Annotated in this window: 17 protein-coding genes; 5 read left to right on the top strand and 12 right to left on the bottom strand. The window is 67.2% G+C overall.

What is annotated here, in order from left to right; all coding sequences use genetic code 11:
• The first annotated feature begins 23 nt into the window (after positions 1-23).
• Complete coding sequence (locus ACJEIK_RS08645) at positions 24-2,060, top strand: glycoside hydrolase family 15 protein (protein ID WP_110767782.1); 2,037 nt, start codon at positions 24-26, stop codon at positions 2,058-2,060.
• Positions 2,061-2,121: 61 nt separating this feature from the next.
• Here ACJEIK_RS08645 and ACJEIK_RS08640 read toward each other — a convergent pair whose 3' ends face one another.
• A complete protein-coding gene (locus ACJEIK_RS08640; protein WP_409431340.1) occupies positions 2,122-3,363 on the bottom strand; it encodes a thioester domain-containing protein in 1,242 nt (413 codons plus the stop codon).
• Between the two features lie 316 nt (positions 3,364-3,679).
• On the opposite strand from ACJEIK_RS08640, the gene ACJEIK_RS08635 reads away from it, so the two are divergent.
• The 3 genes from ACJEIK_RS08635 (at position 3,680) to mddA (ending at position 7,424) form a co-directional block, all read left to right on the top strand.
• Positions 3,680-4,603, top strand: coding sequence for a family 2A encapsulin nanocompartment shell protein (locus tag ACJEIK_RS08635; protein ID WP_064860926.1), 924 nt, complete (start codon positions 3,680-3,682; stop codon positions 4,601-4,603).
• Complete coding sequence (locus ACJEIK_RS08630; RefSeq protein WP_409431339.1) at positions 4,590-6,395, top strand: family 2A encapsulin nanocompartment cargo protein cysteine desulfurase; 1,806 nt, start codon at positions 4,590-4,592, stop codon at positions 6,393-6,395. Before ACJEIK_RS08635 ends, ACJEIK_RS08630 begins: the two co-directional genes overlap by 14 nt.
• A 267-nt stretch (positions 6,396-6,662) precedes the next feature.
• The gene (mddA, locus tag ACJEIK_RS08625) at positions 6,663-7,424 is read left to right on the top strand and encodes a methanethiol S-methyltransferase (RefSeq protein ID WP_409431338.1); all 762 of its coding nucleotides are present in this window, start codon (positions 6,663-6,665) and stop codon (positions 7,422-7,424) included.
• Between the two features lie 19 nt (positions 7,425-7,443).
• Here mddA and ACJEIK_RS08620 read toward each other — a convergent pair whose 3' ends face one another.
• The 6 genes from ACJEIK_RS08620 to lepA form a co-directional block, all read right to left on the bottom strand.
• Complete coding sequence (locus ACJEIK_RS08620; protein ID WP_409431337.1) at positions 7,444-8,664, bottom strand: acyl-CoA dehydrogenase family protein; 1,221 nt, start codon at positions 8,662-8,664, stop codon at positions 7,444-7,446.
• Entirely contained in the window at positions 8,661-9,656 is a 996-nt protein-coding gene (locus tag ACJEIK_RS08615; protein WP_267325207.1) for an N-acetyltransferase, read from the bottom strand. The genes ACJEIK_RS08620 and ACJEIK_RS08615 overlap by 4 nt, the downstream gene beginning before the upstream one ends.
• Positions 9,653-11,230, bottom strand: a complete 1,578-nt coding sequence (locus ACJEIK_RS08610) for an APC family permease (RefSeq protein ID WP_061006476.1) — start codon at positions 11,228-11,230, stop codon at positions 9,653-9,655. Before ACJEIK_RS08610 ends, ACJEIK_RS08615 begins: the two co-directional genes overlap by 4 nt.
• Positions 11,231-11,341: 111 nt before the next feature.
• Positions 11,342-12,721, bottom strand: a complete 1,380-nt coding sequence (locus ACJEIK_RS08605; RefSeq protein ID WP_061006477.1) for an LLM class flavin-dependent oxidoreductase — start codon at positions 12,719-12,721, stop codon at positions 11,342-11,344.
• Positions 12,718-14,040, bottom strand: coding sequence for an NtaA/DmoA family FMN-dependent monooxygenase (locus ACJEIK_RS08600; RefSeq protein ID WP_061006478.1), 1,323 nt, complete (start codon positions 14,038-14,040; stop codon positions 12,718-12,720). The genes ACJEIK_RS08605 and ACJEIK_RS08600 overlap by 4 nt, the downstream gene beginning before the upstream one ends.
• A 137-nt stretch (positions 14,041-14,177) precedes the next feature.
• The gene (lepA, locus tag ACJEIK_RS08595) at positions 14,178-16,145 is read right to left on the bottom strand and encodes a translation elongation factor 4 (RefSeq protein WP_234785356.1); all 1,968 of its coding nucleotides are present in this window, start codon (positions 16,143-16,145) and stop codon (positions 14,178-14,180) included.
• On the opposite strand from lepA, the gene ACJEIK_RS08590 reads away from it, so the two are divergent.
• On the top strand, positions 16,132-16,746 hold the full coding sequence (locus tag ACJEIK_RS08590; protein WP_226521277.1) for a type II toxin-antitoxin system PemK/MazF family toxin: 615 nt from the start codon (positions 16,132-16,134) through the stop codon (positions 16,744-16,746). The genes lepA and ACJEIK_RS08590 overlap by 14 nt on opposite strands.
• A 118-nt stretch (positions 16,747-16,864) precedes the next feature.
• Here ACJEIK_RS08590 and ACJEIK_RS08585 read toward each other — a convergent pair whose 3' ends face one another.
• From ACJEIK_RS08585 to ACJEIK_RS08565, 5 genes are all read right to left on the bottom strand, one after another.
• A complete protein-coding gene (locus ACJEIK_RS08585; RefSeq protein WP_267325208.1) occupies positions 16,865-17,473 on the bottom strand; it encodes a GNAT family N-acetyltransferase in 609 nt (202 codons plus the stop codon).
• Positions 17,474-17,634: 161 nt separating this feature from the next.
• Complete coding sequence (locus ACJEIK_RS08580; protein WP_060999228.1) at positions 17,635-18,066, bottom strand: CBS domain-containing protein; 432 nt, start codon at positions 18,064-18,066, stop codon at positions 17,635-17,637.
• Between the two features lie 67 nt (positions 18,067-18,133).
• The gene (locus tag ACJEIK_RS08575) at positions 18,134-18,973 is read right to left on the bottom strand and encodes a transglutaminase family protein (protein WP_061009367.1); all 840 of its coding nucleotides are present in this window, start codon (positions 18,971-18,973) and stop codon (positions 18,134-18,136) included.
• Position 18,974: 1 nt separating this feature from the next.
• A complete protein-coding gene (locus ACJEIK_RS08570; RefSeq protein WP_212812280.1) occupies positions 18,975-19,946 on the bottom strand; it encodes an alpha-E domain-containing protein in 972 nt (323 codons plus the stop codon).
• Positions 19,946-21,601, bottom strand: a complete 1,656-nt coding sequence (locus tag ACJEIK_RS08565; protein ID WP_110783675.1) for a circularly permuted type 2 ATP-grasp protein — start codon at positions 21,599-21,601, stop codon at positions 19,946-19,948. Before ACJEIK_RS08565 ends, ACJEIK_RS08570 begins: the two co-directional genes overlap by 1 nt.
• Positions 21,602-21,686 lie beyond the last annotated feature (85 nt).

Below are 21,686 nucleotides of genomic sequence, written 5' to 3'. Positions count from 1 at the left end.
CAGATGCAGTCGATGATGTGCGAATGGTGCTGCCACAAACGGACAAGTCGGGCCAATCCAGCGACCCAGGCCACATCCTGGCGAACGGCCACGGGATTCCTCACCTCGCCGCAGCGGGCGACGATTCACTGACCGGCGGTGCGATCTCGACCGCGGTCCGCACGCCGTTTCCGCCGATCGCGGATTACGCCTTCCTGTCCGACTGCGAGAACACCTGCCTGATCTCGTCCGCGGGCTCGGTGGAGTGGATGTGCGTGCCGCGGCCGGACTCCCCCAGCGTCTTCGGTTCGATCCTGGACCGCGGTGCCGGCCACTTCCGCCTGGCGCCCTACGGGGTGACGGTGCCGTCGGCGCGGCGCTACCTGCCGGGCTCATTGATCCTGGAGACCACCTGGCAGACGCACACGGGCTGGGCCATCGTGCGCGACGCCCTCGTGATGGGCCCGTGGCACGACATCGAGACCCGGTCCCGCACGCACCGTCGCACCCCGATGGACTGGGACGCCGAGCACATCCTGCTGCGCACCGTCCGCTGCGTCAGCGGCACCGTCGAGTTCGTCATGAGCTGCGAGCCGTCGTTCGATTACCACCGCGAGAGCGCGACGTGGGAGTACTCGGCCGCGGCCTACGGCGAGGCGATCGCGCGGGCCGGCAAGAACCCGGAGGCGCACCCGACTCTGCGGCTGACCACGAACCTGCGGATCGGCCTGGAGGGCCACGAAGCGCGGGCCCGGACGCGGCTGACCGAGGGCGACAAGGTTTTCGTCGCGCTGTCGTGGTCCAAGCACCCGTCGCCGCAGACCTTCGACGAGGCCTCCGACAAGATGTGGAAGACCAGCGAGGCCTGGCGGCAGTGGATCAACGTCGGCGACTTCCCGGACCATCCGTGGCGGTCGTACCTGCAGCGCAGCGCGCTGACGCTCAAGGGCCTGACCTACTCCCCGACCGGTGCGCTGCTGGCCGCGAGCACGACGTCGCTGCCGGAAACCCCTCACGGCGAACGGAACTGGGATTACCGGTACTCATGGATCCGGGACTCCACATTCGCACTGTGGGGTCTGTACACCCTGGGGCTGGACCGCGAGGCCGACGACTTCTTCTCGTTCATCGCCGACGTGTCCGGCGCCAACAACGGTGAGCGCCATCCCCTTCAGGTGATGTACGGCGTCGGCGGCGAACGGAGCCTGGTCGAGGAAGAACTGCACCACCTGTCCGGCTACGACTACTCGCGGCCGGTCCGGATCGGCAACGGCGCCTACAACCAGATGCAGCACGACATCTGGGGCACCATGCTCGATTCGGTGTACCTGCACGCCAAGTCCCGTGAGCAGATTCCCGAGATGCTGTGGCCGGTGCTGAAAAACCAAGTGGAAGAAGCGATCAAGCACTGGAAGGAACCCGACCGCGGCATCTGGGAGGTGCGCGGCGAGCCGCAGCACTTCACCTCCAGCAAGATCATGTGCTGGGTGGCGTTGGATCGCGGCTCGAAACTCGCTGAGCTGCAAGGGGAAAAGTCGTACGCGCAGCAATGGCGTGCCATCGCCGACGAGATCAAGGCCGACGTCCTGGCGCACGGTGTCGACAAGCGCGGTGTGCTGACCCAGCGGTACGGCGACGACGCCCTCGATGCCTCACTGCTGCTGGCAATCCTCACCCGGTTCCTGCCGGCCGACGACCCCCGGGTGCGCGCGACGGTGATGGCCATCGCCGAAGAGCTCACCGAGGAAGGTCTGGTGCTGCGCTACCGCACCGAGGAGACCGACGACGGATTGTCCGGCGAGGAAGGCACTTTCACCATCTGCTCGTTCTGGCTGGTGTCGGCGCTGGTCGAGATCGGCGAGGTGAGCCGGGCCCGGCACCTGTGCGAGAAACTGCTGTCGTTCGCCAGCCCGCTGCACCTGTACGCCGAGGAGATCGAGCCGCGCACGGGCCGGCACCTGGGCAACTTCCCGCAGGCGTTCACGCACCTGGCGTTGATCAACGCCGTCGTGCACGTCATCCGCGCCGAAGAGGAAGCCGACAGCAGCGGGGTGTTCCAGCCCGCCAACGCGCCTATGTGACAAGTGATTTGTGCACGATTTTCCGCGGACCGCGCGGAAAATCGTGCACAAATCCCACGGGCTAGAAGGTCAGCTCGAAGTCGATGACGGTCGGCGTCGGCACCGCGAGGGCGACGGGCGTCAGTCTGCTGTCGTGCGCCACCCCGGTGATCACGCGGCCGCCGAAACCGTTCTGTGCCGCAGGCACACTCGCGGTGATCGTCGCCCGGCGCGTCGCCGTCGCGGGCCGCAGGTAGACGTCGCTCCCGGGAAGCACCGGAGTGGTGATCGGCTCGCCTGCCGCGTCGACGAGGCTGCCACCCACGGCGGTGAGCGTCGCGGCGTCGGTGGCCTCGAATCGGAACGGACCCACCACATCGGCGACCACTGCGCGGTCCGCGATGAGCCGCGGCACCACCGTCAGACTCCGCGCCGCCTGGGCACCGGCCACAAGGTAGTTGTACAGCGCGACAACGCGTTCGGCGTTGCGGTAGTGGCCGGACCCATGGAGCGTGAAGGTCACGTCCTCGATGTCGACGAATGCTCCGCTGTCGGCGAGAATCTGCAACCGGTAGAAGCGGTAACCGCGGTGCTGGCGGCCCGGCCGACTGTCCGAGGCGGTGGCCCCGACCCCGATGCCCCGGCGGTGGCGCCCGTAACCGGCCGCGACGTTGAGGCCCGACGCGGCGACATCGCGCCACGACGTCCCGTCGACCGATTTCTGCAGCACCAGCGAGACGGCGGCGTCACTCGTCAGTTCGACCGTGTAGCTGCCCAATTGGGGCTCGCCGTCGAACTCGAAGGTGATGGCACCTGGTTCCGTGGTGACCGCGACCGGCACGTTGAGGGGACGGTTGTCCAGGCGCAGGCCGTTGGTGAAATGCCAGATCGCAGCCTGCGTCGCGGCGATGGCCTCGTGCTCGGCCAGGTGCGCGTCACCGCTCAGGTGGCCCGCTCCACGTACCCGGCGGCTCAACTCGACGGTGCCCAGCGTGGGGTACGAGTTGCGGATGATCCAGTCGACCTCGGCCTCGAAGGCGCGCGCCGCCACGTTGGGGACCGCCGACCAGTTCGCGGGCCGGTACTGCGACGGCCGGGTGGGGGCCACGCCGAGGAAGTCCAGCGAGTACGCATCGATGTTCGGGTTGAGCCGGATCAGGTCGGTGCGCGCCGTCGTCCCGTCGGTGAACACCACGGTGTCGACGGTCGGCGAATAGGTGCCGCCGCGGTAGCGGGTCATCCGGGTGATCTCGGCGTCCCGGCGCACGGTCCGGCGGACCGTGACGGCAGTGCGGGTGGGTGCGAGCAGAGAGGAGGAGGGCATTGCGGTGTTGCTTTCTGGAGGCTGTGAACAGCGCGTTTACGTGCACCGCCAGAAGATGGGCGGGCAGAACGCAGAGGGCCGGCGTCAGAAAATCAACAACAACAACACGGCACGACGAAGCAGCGCCGCATGGGCATGCGCAGTTCTCCGTCGTGGGTCACGCCGCCTACCATACGGCACTCACGCAGAAAAGCCACGGCCGAATTCGTCACAGCAAATCCTTTTCAACCACGCTGCGCGCTAACCCTGTGGAGGCCCCCATAAAGCCGTATCGTGGCCGCCGCATCCCCACCACGACCCGTCGGAGGTAGCCCCCATGACGTCTGCGCAGAACGAATCGCAGGCCCTCGGCGATCTCGCCGCAAGGCAGCTAGCCAATGCCACCAAGACAGTTCCGCAACTGTCGACCATCACGCCGCGATTCCTGCTGCATCTGCTGAGCTGGGTGCCGGTCGAGGCAGGTATCTACCGCGTCAACCGCGTCGTCAACCCCGAACAGGTCGCCATCGCTGCCGAGCAGGGTTCGGGCACCGAGGATCCGCTGCCCGAGACCTACGTCGACTACGAGACCAGCCCGCGCGAGTACACGCTGCGGTCCATCTCGACGCTGCTCGACGTGCACACCCGGGTGTCTGACCTCTACTCCAGCCCGCATGACCAGGTCGCCCAGCAGCTGCGCCTGACCATCGAGACCATCAAGGAACGCCAGGAGTCCGAGCTGATCAACAACCCGGAGTACGGGTTGCTGTCGCAGGTCACCCCCGAGCAGACCATCCAGACGCTGCGCGGCACCCCGACCCCCGATGACCTCGACTCCCTGATCACCAAGGTGTGGAAGACCCCCGCGTTCTTCCTGACCAACCCGCTCGGTGTGGCGGCGTTCGGCCGGGAAGCGACCCGCCGCGGCGTGCCGCCACCAGTGGTCAGCCTGTTCGGCGCCCAGTTCATCACCTGGCGCGGCATCCCGATCATCCCGTCGGACAAGGTGCCGGTCGTGGACGGCAAGACCAAGTTCATCCTGGTCCGCACCGGCGAGGAGCGACAGGGCGTGGTCGGCCTGTTCCAGCCGGGTCTGGTCGGCGAGCAGGCCCCGGGCCTGTCGGTCCGCTTCACCGGCATCAACCGGTCGGCCATCGCGTCCTACCTGGTCACGCTGTACTCGTCGCTGGCCGTGCTCACCGACGACGCGCTGGCGGTCCTCGAGGACGTCGGAGTGGACCACTTCCATGAGTACAAGTGATCTGCCGCTGAGCGAGGACGACCTGTCGGCGCTGGCCAGCCAGATCTACGCCACCAGCCTTCGCCCCGGTCCGGACAGCCCGCCGGTGACCACCCAGGTGGCGCCGCGCGGGGTGGCTCCGGATGCAACCACCGGGACGTCGGCGGCCGCCACCGCGGCCGGTCTGGCCCACCCGGGCACGCCGGGCGAGTTCGTCTCGGTGCCAGAGCTTTTCGCGCCGGCCCCGACTTCGCCTGGGCCGGAAGGGATTCCGCCGGGCACGGCGCCGGTCGCGCCGCGGGGTAACGCGGTGAGCCCGGTCGCACCGTTCGGCGGCTTGGAGGCGTTCGCGGTGCCGTCGGGTCTGGTCCCGACGGTGCCGGGGGTACTGGCGTCGGCTCCGCCGTCAGCTCCCCCGGCTCCGCGCGGCAGCGCTCCGACGTGGCCGGGCGCCGTCCCCACGGTGCCGCAGCTGAATTGGAGCGGTGCGCCGGCGCCGTCGTCAGAGGATGCCGGGAACTACTACTTCCTGCAGTCTCCGGCCGTTGCTCCCGAGCCTGTCGAACCGGTGCCGTCCATCCAGGACGACCACGAGGTCTTCGACGTCCACGCGATCCGCGCCGATTTCCCGATCCTCAAGGAGACGGTCAACGGCAAGCCGCTGATCTGGTTCGACAACGCGGCGACGACGCAGAAGCCGCAGTCGGTCATCGACCGGCTGGCGTACTTCTACGCCCACGAGAACTCGAACATCCACCGGGCCGCGCATGAGCTGGCGGCGCGGGCCACGGATGCCTACGAGGATGCCCGCGAGGCGGTCCGGCGGTTCCTCGGCGCGTCGAAGACCGAAGAGATCATCTTCGTTCGCGGCACGACCGAGGCCATCAACCTGGTGGCGCACTCGTGGGGTGGCAAGCACCTGGGCCCGGGTGACGAGATCGTCATCACCCACCTGGAGCACCACGCCAACATCGTGCCGTGGCAGCTGATCGCCAAGCAGACGGGCGCGGTCATCAAGGTCGCACCCGTCGACGATGCCGGTAACCTGCTGCTCGGTGAGTTCGAGGACCTGCTCGGTCCGCGGACGAAACTGGTTGCGGCGACGCAGGTTTCGAATGCTCTGGGCACGGTGACGCCGGTCAAGACGATCGTCGAACTGGGCCACCGTTACGGGGCGCGGGTGCTGATCGACGGTGCGCAGTCCGTCCCGCACATCCCGATCGACGTCGCCGAACTCGGTGCGGATTTCTTCGTGTTCTCCGGGCACAAGATCTTCGGGCCGACGGGCATCGGGGTGTTGTACGGGCGCGAGGACGTGCTGGCCGAAACCCCGCCCTGGCAGGGTGGCGGCAACATGATCGCCGACGTGACGCTGGAGCGCTCGGTGTTCCAGGGGCCGCCGAACAAGTTCGAGGCCGGCACCGGCAACATCGCCGATGCCGTCGGGCTCGGTGAGGCCATCCGGTACGTGGAACGCATTGGCATCGAACGGATTGCGGCCTACGAGCAGGCTCTGCTGGAATACGCCACCCCGCGGTTGGCGGCCGTTCCGGGGGTGCGGCTGGTCGGCACGGCCGACGAGAAGGCCAGCGTGCTGTCCTTCGTGTTGGCCGGGCACGAACCACTCGAGGTGGGCAAGGCGCTCAACGCCGAAGGCATCGCGGTGCGGGCCGGGCATCACTGTGCCCAGCCCATCCTGCGGCGCCTGGGACTTGAGGCGACGGTGCGTCCGTCGTTCGCGTTCTACAACACGTTCGACGAGATCGACGTGTTCATCGATGCGGTCCGCCGCATCGCGGAGGGCTCGCCCTAACCCTCACGACCAGACACGAAAACCCCCAGTTTTCCGCGGAAACTGGGGGTTTTCGCGCATCTCCGGCCAGGAATATATTGGAAGAGTGACCAGGGGCTGCGGCACCAGGTGTGACGTCACGGACCGGCGGTCTGCCGGCCCCTCCCCTCTCGTTGGGCCCACTCGTTCCCGACATCCAGGCCGCGCCTAGGGCCGTCCCCGACGCTGCGTGCGAGTCGACCGGTGCGGACGTCGTCACCGGAACATTTCCGAGAATCGGAGGGCAGGATGAAGCGCTTTCTGACATTTGGTTACGGCGTGCTGTGTTACGCGGTGTTCCTGGTCTCGTTCCTCTACGCCATCGGCTTCGTGGGCAACATCGTGGTGGCCCGCACCGTCGACCGCGGCATCAGCGCATCGATCGGCGAGGCCGTGGTGGTCAACCTGATCCTGCTCGGCCTGTTTGCCGTGCAGCACAGTGTGATGGCGCGGCCGGCGTTCAAGCGGATGTGGACGCGCTTTGTGCCGCAGGCCATCGAGCGCAGCACCTACGTGCTGATGTCGAGCCTGCTGCTGGGCTTGCTGTACTGGCAATGGCGGACCATGCCACAGGTCGTCTGGCACGTCACCGCACCGGCCGGCCGCTACGCGTTACTGACACTGTTCTGGGCCGGCTGGGCGATCGTGCTGATGTCGACGTTCATGATCAGCCACTTCGATCTGTTCGGGCTGCGGCAGGTGTATCTCGCGTGGCGCGGAGAGCCCTACCGCGACTTGGCATTTCGGACCACGCTGTTCTACCGCGTGGTCCGGCATCCGATCATGGTCGGCTTCATCGTGGCGTTCTGGGCCACGCCGACGATGACTGCGGGGCACTTGATGTTCGCGCTCGCCACGACCGGGTACATCCTGATCGCGATCCAGCTCGAGGAGCACGACCTGGTCGCCGGCCTCGGAGCCCCGTATCAGGACTACCGTGCCGAGGTGCCGATGCTGATCCCGGGGCTGCACCCGCACCAGCACTCGGCAGGACCGCGCCACGCGGTCTGACCCCACGGCGACGGGCCGCCTAATTGCCTTGTCCCCCACGACCCAGCGCGGCGAAATCGGGCACCGGGTCGGTGCCGTTGATGAGGTGATCGCCGAGGATGCGCGCCTTGTACACCCGCGGGTTGTGTGAGGCCAGCGTGCGGGCGTTGCGCCAATGCCGGTCCAGCCCCCGCTCTTCGGACACCCCGGATGCGCCGAGCGCGTCGAAGATCGTCGTGGTGGCGCGCAGGGCGGCCGCGATGATCACGAGTTGTGCCTGGGACACAGCGACTTCGGCCGCGATCAGCCGCCGTCGGGCGCCGTCGTCATCGCCGGCGATCCGGTCCAGCGCCTCGGCGGCCTTGGCGAGCGCGGCCTCCGCGGCGAACGCGTCAGCGGACACCTCGCCGATGACGGCGAGCAGCTGGGCGTCGTCGGAGGGCACCGCGGTCAGCCCCTGGGGGTAGTTGCGCTTGCGGCCGATCAGCGCCGCCGACCCGTCCCGCAGCGCCGCCCGGGTGATTCCGGTCAGCACCGACAACATCGCCGTCTGGTAGAAGTGCCCTTGATAGGCGAACCGCTCGGTGGCCGGGAACACGTCGCCGCGTTCGGCCCGCACCCGCTCATAACGGGCGGTCCCGCTGGCCGTGGTGCGCTGGCCGAATCCGTCCCAATTGTCGACCAGAGTGACCCCCGGACCGTCGGCGCGCACCAGTGCGGTGAGCAGTTCGCCGTCGTCACCGCGGCCGAGCACATCGAGCCAGTCGGCGTAAAGACTGCCGGTGGCGTAGAACTTCGTGCCCGTCACCCGGTAGTGATCCGCTTCGGTGACGACGGTGGAGACCAGGTTGGCGAGCGTGACGTTGTTGGCTTCCGTCCAGCCGCCGCCGACGAACTCGCCGGCCCGGAACCGATTGATCCAGACGTCGTTGGTGTCCGAAACCGGTGCGTTCAGGCGGTCTTCGACGAAGGCCAGATGGTTGCGCCAGATGTGCGCGACGTTGGCATCGGCCTCACCGAGGTCGGCGAGGAGCAGGAAGACCTGCTGCAGTGAGGCCCCGAAACCGCCGCGGTCCACCGGGATTCGCAACGTGCCGAACCCCGCCTCGTTGAGCAGGCTCACCTGCTCGTGCGGGAAGGTACGGGTGCGTTCGCGTTCCAGGTTGGCCTCGGCGATCTTGGCGAAGGCCGGTGCGAAGTGCGCCCGCAGTTCGCCGAGGTCGGCGGTGGCGGTCTGCAGATAGGTTGTGGCGGAGTTCATTTGGCGCCCCCTTCGGCGTCGATGCGGTACGCGGGCTGGTGTTCGACCGCGACGTACCCCAGTCGGGCATACAGCAGATGCGCGTTGCTCGCGTTGTTGATGTCGGTGCCCAATGACGCGATCGACAGCCCGCGCCGCAGCGCAGCGAGCCAGCTCTTGCGGAGCAGGAACTCACCGATACCGCGTTTGCGTTGATCCGCGCGCACGCCGATGTAGTCGGTGTGCGCGCTGCGCTCCTCACCGCCGCCGGTCAGGTGGGTGTAGGTCGACCCCAGCACATACCCGACCACCTCGCCCGCGTCGTCGACCACCGCGCTACTGAAATCCGGTGTGAAGGAACGGCTCTCGATGTGATGGGCAAAGGCTTCCGGCGTCTTCGACATGTTGCCGAAGTGTTCGAGGAACGTGTCGAACTGCAGGGTGCGCACCTGCTCGGTCAGGCCCAGCTCGATCACCTCCGGCCAGCTCAACAACGTGAGGCCGGGCAACGTCAGCGCCTGCAGATCGTCGATGTCTTCGGCATCGAGGGGCTTGCGGGTCCTGATGAAGCGGCCTTCCTCGGTGGCGCCGAGCCGGATGAGGGCTTCGAGGGCGGTCCGCTGCGTGGGCCCGATGAAGCTGCGCAGGAACGCTTTCGGTACCCCGGCGGATTCCCGTGCGAACCTGGCGACCACCGCCGCAACGGTGTCGTCGACGATGGGCCGTGCTGTGGCCGGGTCGAAGACGAAGTCGGCCAGGAACTCCGGCGCCTGCCCGTGCGGCTCATGCAGCGCCGCGTAGCCCCGTACGTGCTGCGCTTCGTCGCGCACGACCAGCAGCGCGTCGGGAAGAGTGTCGTCGAATTGTTCGGCGACATCGCGGGAGTCGGCCGCGAACTTCCGGCCGGCGATGCCGACGGTGGTGGCCAGAAAGTCGGCGATCAGTGCGTGATCGATAGGTGTCGCCGGCGTCACCGTCCAGCTGGTGACGTCGCGTTCTGCGGCCAGTGTCATGGTGCGACGGGCTCCTTGTCTCGTTGGGCCTCAGTGTCCTTGTCGGCACTTTCCTCATCGGTCTTCGCCTCATCGGCACTCGGCTGCGGGGCCCCGTGATCGAGCACCTCGAGGATGCCCGCGTCGATAAGCCGCTGCTGCTCGGCTTCGGACAGCGTCTGAATGCTGCCGATCCGGCGTGCGACCTCTGGCTTGGCACGCTTGAGATACCAGTACCAGGCCAGCCCGGCCAGCAGGATGCCCCCGTAGATCAGTGGCAGGATGTTGAACGGGAACTTGGGCGCGGGATAGAAATTGCTGAAGATGACGTATCCGATGGCCAGCGCCGCGGCCACCGAGACGGCCAGTCGCAGTGGCGTCAGCGCCCGAATCTTGTACAGCCAGATCGGCGTTGCGACGACGACCAGCAGATAGCTGACGAGGAAGCCCCAGTTGGCCACGAAAGCGCCGTAGACGTCGAACACCACGCGGCCGGCCGAGCTCACGGTGGCCACGACGGAGAAGACGAAGGACAGCACGCCGATGAAGGCGATGCCGACCCACGGCGTCTTGTACCTGGGATGCACCTTGGTCAATGCGGCCGGCAGCGCACCCTCGTGGGCGAAGGTGAACAGCGACCGCGCCGCGGCGGTGGTCACGGCGGTGACGAATACGACGAACGCGATCGCCACGGTTCCGCTGACAATCTGGTTCACCCAGTGCACGCCGGTAGAGTCCGCGAGCTGCGGCAGGATCGCCTTGTCACCGTCGATCGAGTTGAAGTGCAGGATCTGCGGATAGGTCGACACAACGTAGAGCACGCCCAGCAGCAGCACCACCCGCAGCAGCGAGCGGGCGATATTGCGGTGTGCGTCTTTGGCTTCCGCGCCGAGAGACGCGACACTCTCGAAGCCGGCGTATGAACCGACGGCGGATACCGCGGCGATGAAGGTGGTGCTGCTGCCAAGGTGTGCCGGGTTCCACTGCTCCCAATCGACGCGGAAACCGTAGCCCACGTACGCGGCGACGATGATCACCAGAATCGACGCGATCGCGATCAGTTCAAAAACCAGCTCGTACTTCGCGGCGATCGAGACGCCACGGAAGGGCAGATAGGTCGCCACGCCGACGATGATCACCACCAGCAGGAGACGGAACCACGTTGCCTGCGAACCCAATCCGATTGATTCCAGGAACGAGTCGAGGTAGACGACACCGCCGAGGGTTCCCGTGGTGGCGAAACCGATGTAACCGATCAGCAGGCTGAATCCGGCGGCATACGCGAAGCCGGGTCCGAGTCCGTTACCGGCATAGGTGCCCAGCGACCCGGAGGACACCGTGCGCTTGGCCTGGAAACTGATGGTCGTTGCGATCAGCACGGTGATGCCCAGGCCGACGAGCACTGCCCACGTCGCGCCCTTACCGGCGGCCACGAACAGCGCGAACGGGACGGATGCCAGCGCGACGCTGGGCGCCGCGGCGGCCAAGCCCTGCGCGAAGACCCCCCAGAATCCCAATGCGTCGCTCTGCAGCCCATGGCCTTGTGCGGAGGCCAGCCCGCGACCGGCCAGCTCTATGCGATTCGGTGTGGACACGAGCGCCCGCCTTTCCACCGTACGGATCGCGTAATGCTTTGCCGCACAGTTCTTTACCGGATGATTTTGTTGTTGTTCACCTTGCCGGATGAGCACTCGAACCGGCAGCGATCAAATCGACGGGATTCTTTGACGGCGGAAGGCGGCGCCCGGATGATCGTCGGGCAGGAGCGCGGAACCGCCGAAGATCTGTTGCCGCAATGTGCCCGACTGACCGGCTTCCCGCGCCCGTCCACGCTTGCGCAGTTCGGGAATGAGGTATTCGGCAACATCGGCGAAGCTGCCCGGCGTGACGTGATACGCGATGTTGAACCCGTCGACGCCGGCGCGCTCCGCGTACTGCTCCAGGTCGTCGGCGACGGTTCGGCCCGAGCCGACGAACAGTGCGCCGCCGAAACCGCCGAGCCCACCGGCGTAGTCGCGCAACGTAAGACGTTGGCGGGCACCGGGATCGGCGACGGCAGCCAGGATCGACCGGCTCGCGTCGGTATCGAACTGTTCGATCGGCCGGTCCACGCCGTAGCCGGACCAGTCGACACCCGACAGCGCTGACAGCAGCACCAGACCAGCTTCGAGATCGTGATAGCCCGCCAGTTCGTCGGCCTTCGCCCGTGCGGCGGCATCGGTGCTGTCGGTGACGACCTCGACCGAGGTCAGAAACTTGATGGCGTCCGGACGCCGCCCGTATTGCACTGCGCGGCGCCGGATGTCGGCGATGTTGGCGCGCAGCACATCCGGTCTGGGATCGCTGGCGAACACCAACTCGGCATTACGTGCCGCGAATTCCCTTCCCGCCGGCGATGTTCCAGCCTGGAACAGGACGGGAGTCCGTTGCGGGGACGGTTCGACCAGATGGGCGCCCGGCACGCTGAAGTAGCGGCCCTGATGCCCGATGGGATGGACCTTGCCGGCGTCGGTGTAGACGCCGCGGTCACGGTCGCGCAGCACCGCTCCGGGCTCCCAAGACCCCTCCCACAACTTGTAGGTGACCTCGAGGAATTCTTGAGCCATGGCGTACCGCTCGTCGTGCGGAATCTGGCGGTCGCGTCCGATGATGCTGCGGGCGGCGCTGTCCAGCAGCGAGGTGACGATGTTCCACCCGATCCGGCCACCCGTGAGGTGGTCGAGCGTACTGAACTTGCGCGCCAGCAGGTACGGACTCTCGTACGTGGTGGACACGGTGATACCGAACCCGAGATGTTCGGTGGCGGCCGCCATCGCCGACACCGCAAGCAAGGGATCGGTGACGGGCGTCTGCACCGCGCCGGTCAGGGCCGCCTCCGCGCTGCCGCCGAAGACATCCAGCTGGCCGACCGCATCCGCGATGAAAAGCAGGTCGAAGCCACCGACATCCAGCAGCTGCGCGAGTTCCACCCAATACCGGAGGTCGGTATACCGCGACGTCTGATCCTGCGGGTGCCGCCACATCCCGAAGTTGCCGTGCGACACCGTCGACATCGTGAAACCGGCCAGGACGAAGGGCTCTGTCATCGGGCCTCCGATGACAGCTGCGCCGGGGCACGACTCGGGACCTCCAGACCGAGGTGTGATCGCAACGTCGTGCCCGCGTATTCGTGGCGGAACAGGCCGCGCTTGCGCAGCACCGGCACCACCTGATCGACGAACAACTCGGCCTGACCGGGCAATCCCGAATCACGAAGGACGAAACCGTCTGCGGCGCCTTGCGTGAACCATTCCTCGATCTCGTCGGCGATCTGTTCCGGTGTGCCTACCACCCCCGCGCCCCAGCCGTTGACGGTGCGATACAAGAAGTCCCGCACCGTCGGGCTTTCCGCGGCCAGAGCGCGATATCCGGCCAGCGCGGTCTGATGGGTCTCGGTGGAATCGGGAAATGCCGATGCGGGTACCGGCCCATCGAGGTCGGCGCCGGTGACGTCGACTTCGACCTCGAGCAACCAGGCGGCCTGATATTCGGGACTGAAGTACTCGTACTCATCACGTTCGGCGCGGCGCGCCTCGTCGTCGGTCGAGCCGATGACATAGCGGAACGACGGGGTGATCAACGGTGGCGTGCCACGTCCGAGACGCTGCGCCTCCTGGTGGATCTGGCGATAGAACTCCTGCGCCCTGGCGCGGTTGCCGTGACTGGTGAAGATCACCTCGGCGTGCTCGGCGGCGAAAGTCCTTCCGGTGGTTGAAGCTCCGGCCTGGAAGATGACCGGCTGCCCCTGCGCCGAGCGGGAGGCACCGAGCGGGCCCGTCACGTCGAAGTACTTACCGTGATGGTCTGCGGGGCGAATCTTGGTGACGTCGTGGAACACTCCCGCGGTCCGGTCCTCGACGATCGTGTCCTCGCCCCAGCCATCCCACAGCTTGCGAACCACATCGAGCGCCTCTTCGGCGATCGCGTAGCGCTCGTCGTGATCGACCACGCCCTGCGCGCTGAAGTTGTCGGCAGCCGCCCGGGCAAAGCTGGTCACCAGGTTCCAGCCGGCCCGCCCACCACTGAGGTGATCGAGCGAAAGCAGTTGCCGCGCAAGGTGAAAAGGATGCTGCAGCGTCGCCGAGCCGGTGACCACCAGACCGATGTGGTCGGTCACCGACGACAGCGCGGCCGTCGCGGTCAGCGGTTCGAAGTCCTCGGGAATCTTGTAGGCCCACGTGGCCGGTGGCCCGTAGTTCAGCCCGTCAGCGAAGAACAGCGCGTCGAAGGTCCCCGCCTCCGCCAGCTGCGCGTGCTCGATGAGCCGGCGACGCACGCCGGCGGTGCTGTTGTCCGCGTCAGGGTGCCGCCATGGTCCGGCGGATCGGGTGTTGCCGAAGGCGAGGAGGTGAAGTTCTTTCGACACACCGAGCAAGGTAGGACTCGGCGTGCCCGGTACATAGCGTTGCGCTCAGAACGATGCAATGGGAACAAATCCGCAGGCGCAACGCGCGATTTGTGCACGATTTTCCGCGGCCGGCGCGGAAAATCGTGCACAAATCCCTACTTCTTAGGCTTGTCACCCGCCGCGTCGGTCGACAGTGCGGCGACGAAGGCCTCCTGCGGAACCTCAACCCGGCCAATGGTTTTCATGCGCTTCTTGCCCTCCTTCTGCTTCTCGAGCAGCTTGCGCTTACGGGTGATGTCACCGCCGTAGCACTTGGAGAGCACGTCCTTGCGGATGGCCCGAATGTTCTCGCGCGCAATGATTCTCGAGCCGATGGCAGCCTGCACGGGCACCTCGAACTGCTGACGCGGGATCAGCTCCTTGAGCTTGGTCGTCATCTTGTTGCCGTAGGCCGACGCGCCGTCCTTGTGCACGATGGCACTGAACGCGTCGACAGCCTCGCCCTGCAGCAGGATGTCGACCTTCACCAGGTCGGCTTCCTGCTCGCCGGCCTCTTCGTAATCCAGCGACGCGTAGCCACGGGTGCGCGACTTCAGCGAGTCGAAGAAGTCGAAGATGATCTCGCCGAGCGGCATGATGTACCGCAATTCGACGCGTTCCGGCGACAGATAATCCATGCCCTGCAGCTCACCGCGGCGGGACTGGCACAGCTCCATGATGGTGCCGATGAACTCGCTGGGCGCGATCACCGTCGTCTTCACGATGGGCTCATGAACGGCGCGGACCTTGCCCTCGGGCCAGATCGACGGGTTGGTGACGATCAGCTCGGTGTTGTCTTCCTTCTCCACCCGGTACACCACGTTGGGCGAGGTCGAGATCAGGTCCAGGTTGAACTCGCGCTCCAGGCGCTCGCGGGTGATCTCCATGTGGAGCAGGCCCAGGAAGCCACAACGGAAGCCGAAGCCAAGGGCCACAGACGTTTCCGGCTCGTAGGTCAGCGCGGCGTCGTTGAGCTGAAGCTTGTCGAGCGCCTCGCGCAGGTTGGGGTAGTCCGAGCCGTCCACCGGGTACAGGCCCGAATAGACCATCGGCTTCGGCTCGCGGTAGCCCGTCAGCGCTTCGGTGGCGCCCTTGCGGGCCGTCGTCACCGTGTCACCGACCTTGGACTGACGGACGTCCTTCACACCGGTGATGAGGTAGCCCACCTCGCCGACGCCCAATCCCTCCGACGCCTTGGGCTCCGGCGACACGATGCCGACCTCGAGCAGTTCGTGGGTGGCACCGGTGGACATCATGGCGATCTTCTCGCGCGGGACGATCTTGCCGTCCACGACGCGGACGTAGGTGACCACGCCGCGGTAGATGTCGTAGACCGAGTCGAAGATCATCGCGCGGGTGGGGGCATCCGGGTCGCCGGTCGGCGCGGGGACCAGCCGGACCACCTCGTCGAGCAGTTCCTTCACACCTGCACCGGTCTTGCCCGATACCCGCAACACGTCGGTCGGCTCGCAGCCGATGATGTGCGCGATCTCGCCCGCGTAGCGGTCCGGGTCGGCGGCCGGCAGGTCGATCTTGTTGAGCACCGGAATGATGGTCAGTCCGCGGTCCAGCGCCAGGTACAGGTTGGCCAGGGTCTGCGCCTCGATGCCCTGCGCGGCGTCGACCAGCAGCACGGCGCCCTCACAGGCCTCCAGCGCGCGCGACACCTCGTAGGTGAAGTCGACGTGGCCCGGGGTGTCGATCAGGTGCAGGACGTAGTCCTCAGTCGAGCCGCCTGCCGTGACACTCCAAGGCAGACGGACATTCTGCGCCTTGATCGTGATACCGCGCTCACGCTCGATGTCCATGCGGTCCAGGTACTGCGCGCGCATCGACCGGTCGTCGACGACGCCGGTGAGCTGCAGCATGCGGTCGGCCAGGGTGGACTTGCCGTGGTCGATATGGGCGATGATGCAGAAGTTCCGAATCTGCGCCGGCGCAGTGAACGTCTTGTCGGCGAAACTGCTGATGGGAATCTCCTGGTGACGATGGGTCTGCGCGTATGACGCGCAGCTACCAGGGTATCTAGCCAGGACCCCGGCGACTAAATCGCGGCCCGGAAACTCCCCTATGCTCGATGGCATGGCGTCGCAGTGGAGGACGTTCCAGCGTCTGGCGGAACAACTGGTGTTCAACGAGGCGCCCAAGCTCATCCGCACCTTGCAGCAGCCTGACGGGCTGCAGCGGACCATCCAGCAGGGCATCCGGTTCGGCATCGAGGTGGGCCTGACGGCGCTCGGTGCGGTTCCGGCGGAGCAGCAGGCGGCCATCACCGCCGGTCGCCCGGTCACCGAGAACATCGTCCCCACCGCACACCGCGCCCGTCGCATCGTCTACTCGCCTGACCTGGACGGCCAGGCCGACCCGGGCGAGATCGTCTGGACCTGGGTCGTCTACGAGGACGACCCGACGCGCGGCAAGGACCGGCCGGTGCTGGTCGTCGGCCGCGATCGCAACACCTTGCTGGGGCTGATGTTGTCCAGCCAGGACCGCCACCAGGGCGACCCCGACTGGGTGGGCATCGGATCAGGCAGCTGGGACTACGAGGGACGCGCCAGCTGGGTGCGCCTCGACCGCGTGCTCGACGTGCCGGAGGAAGGCATCCGCCGCGAAGGCGCGATCCTCGAGCGCGAGAAGTTCGAGATCATCGCCGCCCGCCTCCGCGCCACCTACTCCTGGCGCTAGCTCCCACTTCCCGCTAGCCCCCACTTCCCGCGAGCGGCCGTGTTTGTACGGCAACACGCCGCTTCTTGCGTGCACTTCGGGGCCGCTCGCGCCCGACGAGCGGGCGTTGAACGCGCACCTACCGCGGCTGCCGCCACATCGGAATCAGGCTCGGCCCGCCGTTCGGCAGCACCATCTCGCCGGTGACCTCGAACCCGAACCGCTCGTAGTAGGGCACGTTCACCGGGTTGCTCGACTCCAGATAGGCCGGGGCGTGTTCCGCGTCGACGCGGTCCAGCCGGGACCGCATCAGCGCTTGCCCGAACCCGCCGCCGCGCACCGTCGGGTCGCTACCGATAACGGCGAGGTACCAGTGTGGCTCCTCTGGATGGTGCTTCTTCATCAACTCCGCGGCCGCCTGTCCGCGCAACACGGCGGTGCCCAATGTCCACAGCATGATCGGCCCGGTCCGCAGCTCGTCGCCGCGCGTCTGCTGCCACTTGCCCGGCGGATCCCACAACGCCGCGGCCCCGATACCGTCCGCCGACGAGGCGATCTCGACACCGCCGCGGTCCAGATGCTGGTGCTTGGTGAGGGCCGCGAAGAGGCGCGGCAGCCGGCGGCGGCGCGCCTGAGCGTCGGGCATCATCCACTTCATCACCGGGTCGTCGGCGAAGGCGCGGGCAAGGGTCTGCGACAAGTCGCCGATGTCGGCACGCGTGGCCGCCCGGGTCTGAATTTCACGCATGCCGCCAGCTTGCCGTGAACTGCCACGCCCCGCCCGGATCTCCGAACAGTCTGCGGCCGCTCGGCGCTGACGAGCGGCCCTAAATTGCACGCGGATACCGGCGTGTCGCGGTACAAACTCCCCCGCAAGCGGGAGGTGCCCCCAGGCCGGCTCGCGGGAAATTAACCGCCCTGGGTGATGTAGTCCTGCAGGTGCTGCTGCTCGGTCTCGAGCTCTTCCATCCGGGTCTTGACCACGTCGCCGATGCTGACGATGCCGGCCAGCCGGCCGTCGTCGAGGACGGGCACGTGCCGGACCCGGTTCTGGGTCATCAGCACCACGAGGTGGTCGACGGTGTCCTGCGGCGTACAGGTCGCCAGAACGGTGGTCATGATCTCCGAAACCGGCTGGCCCAGTAGGCCACCGCCGCGCTTGTGCAGCTCGCGCACGACGTCGCGCTCGGACACGATGCCGGCCAATCCGTCGGCCCCGACGACCACCATGGCACCGATGTTCAGCGCGGCGAGGCTGGCCAGTAGTTGCGACACCGTGGTCTCCGGGGCGATGGTCGCTACCGCCGCACCCTTGTTGCTCAGTACGTCCGCGATCCGCATCGCCCGCCTCCGATCGTGATCCACCTCACATCCATGGTAGTCGGCGGCGGACAGTGCGCGGCGAAAGTCAAGCGAGCCGGGTGATTTCCACGACGACATCCAGGTCGGTGGAACCCTCGCCCGAGTAGATGCCCTTCAGCGGGGTGACGTCCGAATAGTCCCGCCCCACCGCGACCGTCACGTACTGCTCGTTGATCTCGACGTCGTTGGTCGGGTCGTAGTCCCACCAGCCGCCGGTCCAGGCCTGCACCCAGGCGTGGCTCTGGCCTTCGATGGTGTCACCGACCTCGGCCCGGCGCTGCGGGTGCAGGTAGCCGGACACGTACCGGGCCGGAATCCCCATGCTGCGCAACAAGATCAGCGTCAGGTGCGCGAAGTCCTGACAGACACCCTTGCCTTCGCGCAGCGCATCCAGCCCGGACGAGTGCACACCGGTGGTGCCGGGCACGTAGTCGAGTTCGGTGTTGACCCAGTTCGCCGCGGCGATCACGGCTTCCTGCGGGTCGTAGTACTTCATGATCCGCTGGCCGACGCGCTGCAGCCGCTTGCTGACCGGCGTGTAGCCGGTCGGGACGAGCAGTTCGTCGAACCGGTCGCGCACGCCGGCACCCGCCAGGTCGTCCCAGGTGACCAGTTCCGCGGGCATCTCGCCCTTGTCGGTCTCGACGACCGAGGACGACGTCACCTCCAACTCGGTGTGCGGCGCATGCAGATCGAAGGCCGTCACCGCGGTGCCCCAGTAGTCGATGTACCGGTACGACCGGGTGGCCGGCGTCGTCTCGACACGGTTGAGGACGACGTTCTGCCGCGAGTCCGAGCGCGGCGTCAACCTGGCCTCGTTGAACGACGCCGTCACCGCCGACTTGTAGGCATACCCGGTGGCATGGACAACTCTGAGCCGCCACATATCAGATCTCACCTTCTTCGATAACCGACACCGCGTGGCCCGCGTCCGTCCAGGCGACCCACGGCGCCGCGTGAAAGTACTCCAGCGCCAACGCTTCTCCGATTTCCCGGCAGCTGCGCTGCAAGCCCGCCAGGCGATCCTCCAGCGAGTCCAGCAGCAGGCCCGGCTGCAGGAACTCCAGCTCACTGCGCGCGCGGCCGAGGAGTCGCTGGGCCTCACCGGTGGCGCCGATGCGGTCGTGCGGCCGGTTGTGCAGCTCGTCGAGATGCCGCTCGGCCAGCCGCAGCGAATAGAACACCGACCGCGGAAACAGCCTGTCCAGCAACATGAATTCGACGACCCGCCCGGCGTCGAGCACCCCGCGGTAGGTGCGCAGGTAGGTGTCGTGGGCACCGGCCGAGCGCAGCACCGTCACCCACGCCGGCGACGACGCACTGTCACCGACGCGGGCCAGCAGCAGGCGCACCGTCATGTCGACGCGCTCGATCGCCCGGCCCAGCATCATGAAGCGGTAGCCGTCGTCGCGCGACAGCGTCGAGTCGGCCAGGCCCGCGAACATCGCGGCGCGGCCTTCCACGAAGCTCAGGAACTCGTGCGGCCCAAGCCTTCTGGCGGCCCGCTCGCGCTCAGAGAGGGCGTTGTAGGTCGTGTTGAGGCACTCCCACATCTCGGTGGACGTGACTTCCCGTGCCCCACGGGCATTCTCGCGAGCCGCCGAGATCGACTCGACAATCGAATTCTGCGCATCACCGCGGCCGAACGCGACCAGGTCGGTCAACGACCACATGTCCAGCGGCGCCGCAGGCGGCTCGATCCCCAGGACCCGCAGCAGCGTTCGGGACGCCACGTCGGGGTCGACGCTCGAGTCCTCCAACAGCTGGTGCACCGTGACGTCCAGGATGCGGGCGGTGTCGTCGGCCCGCTCGACGTAGCGGCCGATCCAGTACAGCGATTCCGCGTTGCGCGCCAACATCAGTACATCACCGCCTGTTGCTGTTGCTGCTGCTGTTGATGGGCAGTTTGGACGGCCTGCTGTGGGGGCCCCTCGTCGGCGGCCTGGCCGGCCGACGGCAGCGAGCGCACGACTTCGGCGGCCGCCAGCTCGTGGTCGGCGGTCGAGGCCCGCGACGCCAGCACCCAGGTGTCCTTCGATCCCCCGCCCTGGCTGGAGTTCACCACCAGCGAGCCCTCCGGCAGCGCGACGCGCGTCAGGCCGCCGGGCAGCACCCACACGTCGTCACCGTCGTTGACCGCGAACGGCCGCAGATCGACGTGCCGCGGGGCCAGCTTGTCGCCGATCCGCGTCGGCACCGTCGACAGTTGCACCACCGGTTGGGCGATCCACCCGCGCGGGTCGGCGCGCACCTTCTTCGAGATCGCCGCGATCTCCTTCTCGGAGGCGTCCGGCCCGAAGACGATGCCGTAGCCGCCCGAGCCCTCGACCGGCTTGATGACGAGCTCGCGGATGCGGTCGAGTACTTCCTCGCATTCGTCCTCGAGCCAACAGCGGTAGGTGTCGACGTTCGCCAGCAGCGGCTTCTCGCCGAGGTAGTACTCGATGATGGTCGGCACGTAGGTGTAGACGAGCTTGTCGTCACCGACGCCGTTGCCCACCGCGCTGGAGATGACGACGTTGCCTGCGCGGGCCGCGTTGAGCAGGCCGGCGACGCCCAGCACGGTGTCGGGCCGGAACTGCATGGGGTCGAGGAACATGTCGTCGATCCGGCGGTAGATGACGTCCACCTGGCGCTCGCCCTCGGTGGTCCGCATGTAGACGACGTTGTCGCGACAGAACAGGTCGCGGCCCTCGACCAGTTCGACGCCCATCTGCCGGGCCAGCAGGGAGTGCTCGAAGTAGGCCGAGTTGTAGACGCCCGGGGTGAGCACCACCACGGTCGGGTCCGCTTCGTTCGATGCCGCGGCGTTGCGCAGTGCCCGCAGCAGGTGCGACGAGTAGTCACCGACCGCCCGCACCCGGTGCGTCGCGAAGAGGTTGGGGAAGACGCGGGCCATGGTGCGCCGGTTCTCCATGACGTAGGACACCCCGGACGGCGAGCGCAGGTTGTCCTCGAGCACGCGGAAGTCGCCCTTGTCGTCCCGGATCAGGTCGATGCCCGCGACGTGGATGCGGACGCCGTTGGGTGGGACGATGCCGGCCGCCTCGCGGTGGAAGTGCTCGCACGAGGTCACCAGCCGGCGCGGGATGACCCCGTCGCGCAGGATCTCCTGATCGCCGTAGACGTCGTCGAGGTACATCTCGAGCGCCTTGACCCGCTGCTTGATGCCCTTTTCCAGCTTCGACCACTCGGCGGCCGAGATGACCCGGGGCACCAGATCCAGCGGAAACGGCCGTTCCTGGCCCGACAGCGAGAACGTGATGCCCTGGTCGGTGAACGCGCGGCCGAGCGCTTCGGACCGGGCCGCCAGCTCGGACGTGTCCGACGGCGCCAACTCGGCGAAGACGCCCTTGTAGAGACCCCGCACGGCGCCCTGGGCGTCGAACATCTCGTCGTACGCGGCGGCATAACTGTCGACGTCGTCATAGCCGTTGAAAACACCGTCATAGCGATTCCCTGGGGAGGTGGGCCGCGTCCGCGCGGGGCCACTGTGCGATGTCCGTGGGCTCATGGCAGACATGCTGCATCAACCTGGCAGTTTCGGCAGGGCAACTTGGCATTCACGGATATGCTCGGGGTCGTCGCCGGCCAGCGCG

Origin of the sequence: Mycobacterium sp. SMC-16 (assembly GCF_046250085.1) — a bacterium.
GTDB lineage: Bacteria > Actinomycetota > Actinomycetes > Mycobacteriales > Mycobacteriaceae > Mycobacterium > Mycobacterium phocaicum.
Note: the sequence above shows the minus strand (reverse complement) of the source record. Positions and strands in the feature narration are given on the sequence as shown.

Excerpts from the sequence above, each read along its gene's own strand:
- ACJEIK_RS08645 (WP_110767782.1), top strand. The coding sequence starts at position 24 with ATGGTGCTGCCACAAACGGACAAGTCGGGCCAATCCAGCGACCCAGGC.
- ACJEIK_RS08640 (WP_409431340.1), bottom strand. The coding sequence starts at position 3,363 with ATGCCCTCCTCCTCTCTGCTCGCACCCACCCGCACTGCCGTCACGGTC.
- ACJEIK_RS08635 (WP_064860926.1), top strand. The coding sequence starts at position 3,680 with ATGACGTCTGCGCAGAACGAATCGCAGGCCCTCGGCGATCTCGCCGCA.
- ACJEIK_RS08630 (WP_409431339.1), top strand. The coding sequence starts at position 4,590 with ATGAGTACAAGTGATCTGCCGCTGAGCGAGGACGACCTGTCGGCGCTG.
- mddA (WP_409431338.1), top strand. The coding sequence starts at position 6,663 with ATGAAGCGCTTTCTGACATTTGGTTACGGCGTGCTGTGTTACGCGGTG.
- ACJEIK_RS08620 (WP_409431337.1), bottom strand. The coding sequence starts at position 8,664 with ATGAACTCCGCCACAACCTATCTGCAGACCGCCACCGCCGACCTCGGC.
- ACJEIK_RS08615 (WP_267325207.1), bottom strand. The coding sequence starts at position 9,656 with ATGACACTGGCCGCAGAACGCGACGTCACCAGCTGGACGGTGACGCCG.
- ACJEIK_RS08605 (WP_061006477.1), bottom strand. The coding sequence starts at position 12,721 with ATGACAGAGCCCTTCGTCCTGGCCGGTTTCACGATGTCGACGGTGTCG.
- ACJEIK_RS08590 (WP_226521277.1), top strand. The coding sequence starts at position 16,132 with ATGCTCGATGGCATGGCGTCGCAGTGGAGGACGTTCCAGCGTCTGGCG.
- lepA (WP_234785356.1), bottom strand. The coding sequence starts at position 16,145 with ATGCCATCGAGCATAGGGGAGTTTCCGGGCCGCGATTTAGTCGCCGGG.
- ACJEIK_RS08585 (WP_267325208.1), bottom strand. The coding sequence starts at position 17,473 with ATGCGTGAAATTCAGACCCGGGCGGCCACGCGTGCCGACATCGGCGAC.
- ACJEIK_RS08580 (WP_060999228.1), bottom strand. The coding sequence starts at position 18,066 with ATGCGGATCGCGGACGTACTGAGCAACAAGGGTGCGGCGGTAGCGACC.
- ACJEIK_RS08575 (WP_061009367.1), bottom strand. The coding sequence starts at position 18,973 with ATGTGGCGGCTCAGAGTTGTCCATGCCACCGGGTATGCCTACAAGTCG.
- ACJEIK_RS08570 (WP_212812280.1), bottom strand. The coding sequence starts at position 19,946 with ATGTTGGCGCGCAACGCGGAATCGCTGTACTGGATCGGCCGCTACGTC.
- ACJEIK_RS08565 (WP_110783675.1), bottom strand. The coding sequence starts at position 21,601 with ATGAGCCCACGGACATCGCACAGTGGCCCCGCGCGGACGCGGCCCACC.